This is a genomic window from Nostoc sp., assembly GCF_036918015.1.
In the GTDB taxonomy this organism is placed as follows: Bacteria; Cyanobacteriota; Cyanobacteriia; order Cyanobacteriales; family Nostocaceae; genus Nostoc.
The window spans coordinates 66,589-73,079 of the sequence record NZ_JBALEO010000056.1; the positions used below are offsets into that span (position 1 = coordinate 66,589).

At 41.6% G+C, this 6,491-nt stretch carries 5 protein-coding genes, 1 tRNA gene and 1 rRNA gene; 2 read left to right on the forward strand and 5 right to left on the reverse strand.

The window, feature by feature from the left end; all coding sequences use genetic code 11:
- Window positions 1-225 precede the first annotated feature (225 nt).
- The gene (locus V7K61_RS12940) at window positions 226-1,965 is read left to right on the forward strand and encodes a hypothetical protein (protein ID WP_335053685.1); all 1,740 of its coding nucleotides are present in this window, start codon (window positions 226-228) and stop codon (window positions 1,963-1,965) included.
- Between the two features lie 182 nt (window positions 1,966-2,147).
- Here the strand turns inward: V7K61_RS12940 and V7K61_RS12945 are convergent.
- From V7K61_RS12945 to rsmA, 5 genes are all read right to left on the reverse strand, one after another.
- Window positions 2,148-2,219, reverse strand: a tRNA-Gly gene (locus tag V7K61_RS12945).
- A 171-nt stretch (window positions 2,220-2,390) separates the two neighbouring features.
- Window positions 2,391-3,002, reverse strand: coding sequence for a sporulation/spore germination protein (locus V7K61_RS12950; protein WP_335053686.1), 612 nt, complete (start codon window positions 3,000-3,002; stop codon window positions 2,391-2,393).
- 394 nt (window positions 3,003-3,396) lie between these two features.
- On the reverse strand, window positions 3,397-3,726 hold the full coding sequence (locus V7K61_RS12955) for a DUF3082 domain-containing protein (protein ID WP_335053687.1): 330 nt from the start codon (window positions 3,724-3,726) through the stop codon (window positions 3,397-3,399).
- A 177-nt stretch (window positions 3,727-3,903) separates the two neighbouring features.
- The gene (gene ispE, locus V7K61_RS12960; protein WP_335053688.1) at window positions 3,904-4,857 is read right to left on the reverse strand and encodes a 4-(cytidine 5'-diphospho)-2-C-methyl-D-erythritol kinase; all 954 of its coding nucleotides are present in this window, start codon (window positions 4,855-4,857) and stop codon (window positions 3,904-3,906) included.
- Window positions 4,858-4,932: 75 nt separating this feature from the next.
- Window positions 4,933-5,757: a 16S rRNA (adenine(1518)-N(6)/adenine(1519)-N(6))-dimethyltransferase RsmA gene (gene rsmA / locus V7K61_RS12965; RefSeq protein WP_335053689.1), complete on the reverse strand. Its 825-nt coding sequence runs from the start codon at window positions 5,755-5,757 to the stop codon at window positions 4,933-4,935.
- Window positions 5,758-6,398: 641 nt separating this feature from the next.
- Between rsmA and V7K61_RS12970 the strand changes: the two genes are divergently transcribed.
- Window positions 6,399-6,491, forward strand: a 16S ribosomal RNA gene (locus V7K61_RS12970); the annotation flags it as partial.

Sequence of the window (6,491 nt, forward strand, 5' to 3'; positions counted from 1 at the left end):
AGATTATTTAATTTTGCATCTAGCGCTGTAAAAATGTATTGTTACGAACAATATTTACTTTTTTAATTTTTGGTGAAAAGTCAGAATTTGTGTTAGAAAGTTGGTCGTTCAGATTCTCAGGCTGTGGTTGGTTAAACTGTGCATTTGCATTCAACAAACCTAAAAAGTTCATTTCATCCCCTTAAAGATAATCAAAACAATATAGAAGTTCAGCGGGAAAGCTCTATGAAAGTAGCAGTCCAGCAGGAAGATTTACAGCTTTTAGCCAAAACTTTGCAAGAACAATTACTTGTAGAAGTCTCAACGGCTGAAGTCTTCGAGGTTAAGTGCGTCGTCAATAAAGGCGAGCTAATGATTTTAACGCAACACGCGTCAGATGTAATCGTTGACGCTCAACTAATTTTTGCAGTCATTGAGGAGATACTTCAGTCTCTAGCACCCCACAAAGAACAGCGGGTGCAATGTTTCCTCAGAGTTTTTGGCGAACAACTCCCTTATACTAAATGTTTCTTGGCATTGAAGCCGACGGGGGGATGGGTAGCAGAGGGAGATGAGGAAGTAATATCCCCCTCATCATCTCTGACATATTCTCCATTAATCAATGAGAGCGAAGAAGAAAAAGAAGAAGAACTGTTTGACCCGTTTGCAGATGTGCCGCATTTGTCGGCTTCAAAGCCAGGATTCCAGGTCAAACCTATCCTACTGGGTGCGGCGTTGATGGGAATTATAGTTTTAGGCGGTGGTGCTTACTTATTGACTCGCCCTTGCGTGATGTCTGAGTGTAAGGAAATACAAAACGCCAAGGAATTAAAAACAAAATCTCCGCAACTGATGCGCCACGCTAAGTCTGAAAAAGAATTAGTAGCTGTACAACAGCAACTTGCAACAGCCAGTGCAGACCTAAATGTAATTCCTAGTTGGTCGCCTCGCTACCAGCTGTCACAGGAACTAAAAGCAAGTTTGTCTGGACGAGCAGAAAAAATCAATCAGGTGGTCAAAGCTTTGCAGACGGCAGTTTTGGCGACACAAAAAGTTCAAAATCCAGCATCTAGCTTAGAGGAATTACAAAGTAGGCAACACTTATGGCGACAGGCTATAGCGCCACTAGAAAGTATAAGTTCCAGTAGTGAACTCTATGGGCTGGTGCAGGGTAAATTACTAAATTATCGTGTCCGTTTACACGCCGTAAATCAACAGATATTTATTGAGGAAAAATGGCTGAAAAAACTAACAGCGGCAAAAGGTGTAGCCGTTGCAGCCGAGAAGCGGGAAGCTGCTGCTAAATCCTTGAATGACTGGCAAAAGGCGCAGTCTACTTGGCTGGTAGTAATTAATGCCTTGAATACCATTCCCCGAAATAGCGTTGGATACCAAGAAGCCCAAAAGCTGTTGGTAGATTATAAACCTAAGTTAGTATTAGTACGCGATCGCGCTACTAAAGAACAATTAGCTGTTAAAACCTACCAACAGGCCCTTAGCACTGCCAAGCAAGCCAAAGTTTATGAACAACAAAACCAATGGCAAGCAGCGGCGATATATTGGGAGCAGGCTTTGCAAACTGCTAAAAAAGTTCCCCAAGATAGCTTGTACTACACTCAGGCTCAGTCTCTCATCGAACCCTATTCAGCTGCGCTCAAACAAGCACAAGAAAAACTACAAGTTGTTAGTAGTTTGCAACAAACCCGCACTGACTTAGATAAGACTTGTATTAATGGAATTCGGATTTGCACCTTTAGCATAGACAATGCAGAAATTATTGTCCGACTAACCCCTGAGTATGACCAAATAAGGCAAAATAACTTGGCTAATCCTTATTCTAAGAATTCGGATACTGCTGTTGATGTTACCAATCATTTGCAAATCCTACGCGAAGCCCTAGCCGTAATTGGTGAAAATGCCAATCTATCCCTTTTTCTTTATGATTCCCAAGGTCAGGTAATTTATACGCGGACTTTAGGCGGATAAGTAGCATCCCCAGTGAAGTATAAAGGATGAATTGTACATTAACTAATTATTTGTCAATTTAACAAAATATTGTCACAGCATTTCAAATACCTAAAACCCTGACATAGTAAGGATTATGTCAGGGTTTTTCCTATTTAAGGAAAATGGCGATCGCACTAATGGCTAAAAGTTACAGATTTTAAAGCGGGCGATGGGACTCGAACCCACGACGTTCACCATGGGAAGGTGACATTCTACCACTGAATTACACCCGCGAATTGCTACGATAAACTTACTAATCAAATAAAATATACCATTATTTGCAGCTGTTTTCAATTGCCTAGAACATACACTACTCTGACAAATACCGATCCATGAGTCATGCGGCTGTTCAGATTGGAAAATCCTTTTAGCTAGCTGATGACGGCACTTACTACCATATTTAACTAAAGAACAATGTCCTCGCCTCGCTCCGTGAAGCGAACCTCTTTAATATTCCATTGAGCATTACTCGTTAAGGTTTTGCGGAGACTGCCAAACAGAGCAAACTGTTCACAACTAGAAAGAGAAGTTATTTGCCGCTTTGACTCAGGAGATATGCGTAAATCAACTGTAGCAATACCATTTTTAATGTTGACACGATACCCAGACAAGCTAAAGTCGCTTGTATCTCGTTTTTCTAAGATTTTACTCACGACATTTGTCACTGGTTCCTCAGCTGGTACTGAAACCTTTTCTGGAATTAGTTTTTGACACTGGGTATCACTTGTGTATAGTGTTACGGTAGTTGTTTTGGCAGTGGCAACCTTAGAAGTTGGTGAGGAAGGCGTATTTTCCTTAGAAGATTCTTGATTAGGAGATTTTTCTCTCAACTGAGCTACGCTAGGAATTTGGCTGGGAGACTGAGAAGGTAGGCTATTCGTTGGTGCTGGTGCTGTGGTAGGGTATGACGTTGCGCTGTCAATATTACCTGCGGTAGGGTTAGAACTACAACTACCGAGGCTCACAACCATTGTCACAAAAATAGGGGGTAAAAAATATCTCTTGATTGTGTTCATAAATTTTGCTTATAAATGATGTTGTTATCGATTTCAGTGTCGCTGGTATCAATTCCGCATAAATTTGTGAATATTGAGCCAGTCTATAAAGTGTCAACCCAAAATCGTTTAAAGTCAAATTTTATACTATTTACCAAAATTACAACATTTGCTATTCAAGGAGTCATATCTGACGACAAGCCGCTTTGCCTCTACGTCAATCCCAAAAAGCTTGACTAAAACAATTAGGGATACAATAAACCAGGAATTACTACAACCAGTAGCACTGCATCTGCGCCTGCTGCTTGTACTAAATAAATTTGGCAAGAGTAAAATCAACTCCTTGCAGAGTAAGGGTAAGTCGTGCTGTCTTAGAAAAACTTGTGCTTTTAGATTACTGATTAAAAGCAAATTACTAGTTTTCACTACTTTTTTGCTTTGTGAATTGCTGCACTAATAATTGCACTCCCAAAGCCAACAAACCAATTGCCACTATAGCAAAAATCCCGCTACCTAAAGCAACTACACCAACAACCAGAGTGCGGACAGCAGAAGAAATCTTCACCACCAATGGATTGATTGAATGGATCGGTTTACTAGCAAAATTTGTCGCGATCGCAATCATCAGCGAATACGCTGCAAATCCCATGCCTCCAGAAATCACTGCCCCAGTAAAACAGCGTAATGGACTCGCTGTCACCTGTTCTTTAGCATCTGTTTGCGGCGTTAGATTTTGGTCATTCATAATATTTAGATTTTAGATGTTAGATTTGGGATTGGAACATTAGGAATAAGTATTGTCATCAGCTTGTTGTCATTCAAATTGCATCTTTGCCTCTTTGCATTTTTTTGGTGATTTTAACTATGCAACTTAAAAGCTCATCAGCTTATTCCCCATACTCCATTAACAATAAAGATTTATTTAAACTGAAGATGCCACCTGAATACCATGTGTAATTGTCCGAGTCACAAACAATTCTAAGTCTTCATCAAGAATTGCTTCCCTGACTTGCAGTTTCACTTGTTCTGCCTGCTGCTGAGACTCAAAAAGAGCAAATACTGTTGGCCCAGAACCAGACATCATTGTTCCTAAAACACCTTCTTGATTTGCAAACACTTCTCGCAGTTGTAAAACTTCGGGATAAGCTGGCAATACAACGCGCTCTAAATCATTGTGCAGTTTTTGGGCAATTTCTCCCGCATCTTTATCCAGGATAGCTTTTACTATTGCTCCTGAATGAACTGCATTAGCACGTGCTGCCAAGTTGTCGCTATCTCTAATATAAGAATGACCAAACTGCTGTCGATAGGTTTTGTATGCCCAAGGTGTGGAAACTTCCAGACTGCGGTATTTCGCCAATACTATATATATATTATCCAAACTTGGCAGGGGAGAAAGTTGCTCACCTCTACCTGTTGCGATCGCAGTTCCACCCGCCACACAAAACGGTACATCTGAACCGAGTGTACCTCCCAACTCCTCTAATTCTGACTGAGTTAGCCCCAACTTCCACAGTAAATCTATCCCCACTAACACAGCTGCTGCATTCGTCGAACCCCCAGCCAACCCAGCAGCAACAGGAATCTGCTTGTTGACGGTAATCTCCACACCTCCATATTTAGCAAAGGCTTCGGGAAAGTGCCTCACCATTAATTCTGCTGCGCGGTATGCCAGATTACTTTTATCTGTCGGTACTTGTGGGTGGTTGCAATGAACACGGATATTGTCAGTGTTAATGGAACGCACATCAATTTGGTCTGCAAGTCCAATACTTTGAAGTATCATGGCTAACTCATGATAGCCATCCGAGCGGTCGCCAATGATTTCCAGATACAAGTTGATTTTAGCAGGGGCAATTAAGTTGTAGGAACGCATTTTCTGGGAATGAGGAATTGGGAATGAGGAATTGGGAATGAGGAATGGGAAATGGGGAAAAATCTGCTTTGTCCCCTACTCCCTAATCTCCACTCCCAATTCATTTGCTAAGATTACCCATTGCTGAACGCTGAGGTCTTCGGCTCTGGCTTGGGGATTTATTTTTAATTGTTCCAGTAAGTGGCTCAAGCGATCGCGTTCCATAACAGATTGCAAATTATTTCGTAACATTTTGCGCTTGGCACCAAACCCCAACTTTAAGAAATTTTCTAACTGTCGGGGATTAAGTGCTGGTATCTCTATTTTTCCGGGACGCAATCGCACCACTGCTGAATCAACTTTTGGCGGTGGATGGAATGCGGCGGCTGGGACTGTGCAGATTAACTCACACTCAGCCAAATACTGTACCCGCACACTCAAAGCCCCAAAAGCTTTTGAGCCTGCTTTAGCATATAACCTTTCTGCTACTTCTTTTTGTACCAGCAACACTATAGAGTCAAATGGTTCGGGATTGGGGTTGGCGATCGTACCCAATAGCTTCTCAATGATTGGCCCTGTAATGTTGTAGGGAATATTGGCTACTACCTTATTTGGCTGTTGGAAATTGGGAAAGGCTGCCAGATAAGATGGTAAATCTAGACTCAGAAAATCACCTTGCAGCAGTAAAAATTTTTCAGTCTTACCAAGCTGCTTTGACAACAGTTGGCATAAATCGCGGTCTATTTCAACTGCAACCAGAGATTGCACTAAGGGTAATAAACGACGAGTCAGAATGCCCGTTCCAGGCCCAATTTCCAGGACGCGATCGCCTTCTGTACACTCAGCTGCTTTAATTATTGCGTCGAGCGCTTTTTCACTTTTGAGCCAATGTTGAGCAAAGACCTTACGCGGTCGGATCATCTGTATTTATTGCCTAGTCTAGTTTTTAGCTTTTTCTCAAAAATTCATTATAAATTTTGAAGCCCCTCTACAGCGCTAGACTCACTGTAACTCCTATCTTCTCTTCCAAACGCTCCACGAGGGTAGCAGTGGCGATCGCGTAGATGCCGATATAAGCCTCACCTGTAAGATGGGAGTCTTAAATCACAAGCTTCGCAACAATTATGCTTTTAATATAGATGGTTCGTTCAGGCGTAAGAATTCAGGATAAATCCCTCCAACAAGACTATTCCTGCCTTTTTCGATAATCACTCAACGTGAATTATTCAACCAGTCAGGGTTTAGCCACTTTGTTTTTGCCCCCCTCCCATTGCTTAAGGCATTCACCTGAAAGTAATGCCACTCAGGCGATTTGCCCTTTTAGAAAAAATAATAAATTTACCCCTTGACAAACTAGGGGATGACTAGTTACTCTAGTTAAGTCGGGAAGCAAAAGACGCAAACGACCGCTGAACCTAAAAAACATAATACTTTGAAAGCTTAAGAAAAAAACCAATCCTCGTCAAAAGATTTTACTTTTGGGATTTCCCAAAAAGATAATCAAAATTGTAACTAGGATTCTGGAAAATATTTTTTTCAGAGCCACAAACTCGAAACACAACAAAACGGAGAGTTTGATCCTGGCTCAGGATGAACGCTGGCGGTATGCTTAACACATGCAAGTCGAACGGTGTCTTCGGACATAGTGGCGGACG

Coding starts and splice junctions, on each gene's coding strand:
- rsmA (WP_335053689.1), bottom strand. CDS start 5,757: ATGATCCGACCGCGTAAGGTCTTTGCTCAACATTGGCTCAAAAGTGAA.
- V7K61_RS12940 (WP_335053685.1), top strand. CDS start 226: ATGAAAGTAGCAGTCCAGCAGGAAGATTTACAGCTTTTAGCCAAAACT.
- V7K61_RS12955 (WP_335053687.1), bottom strand. CDS start 3,726: ATGAATGACCAAAATCTAACGCCGCAAACAGATGCTAAAGAACAGGTG.
- V7K61_RS12950 (WP_335053686.1), bottom strand. CDS start 3,002: ATGAACACAATCAAGAGATATTTTTTACCCCCTATTTTTGTGACAATG.
- ispE (WP_335053688.1), bottom strand. CDS start 4,857: ATGCGTTCCTACAACTTAATTGCCCCTGCTAAAATCAACTTGTATCTG.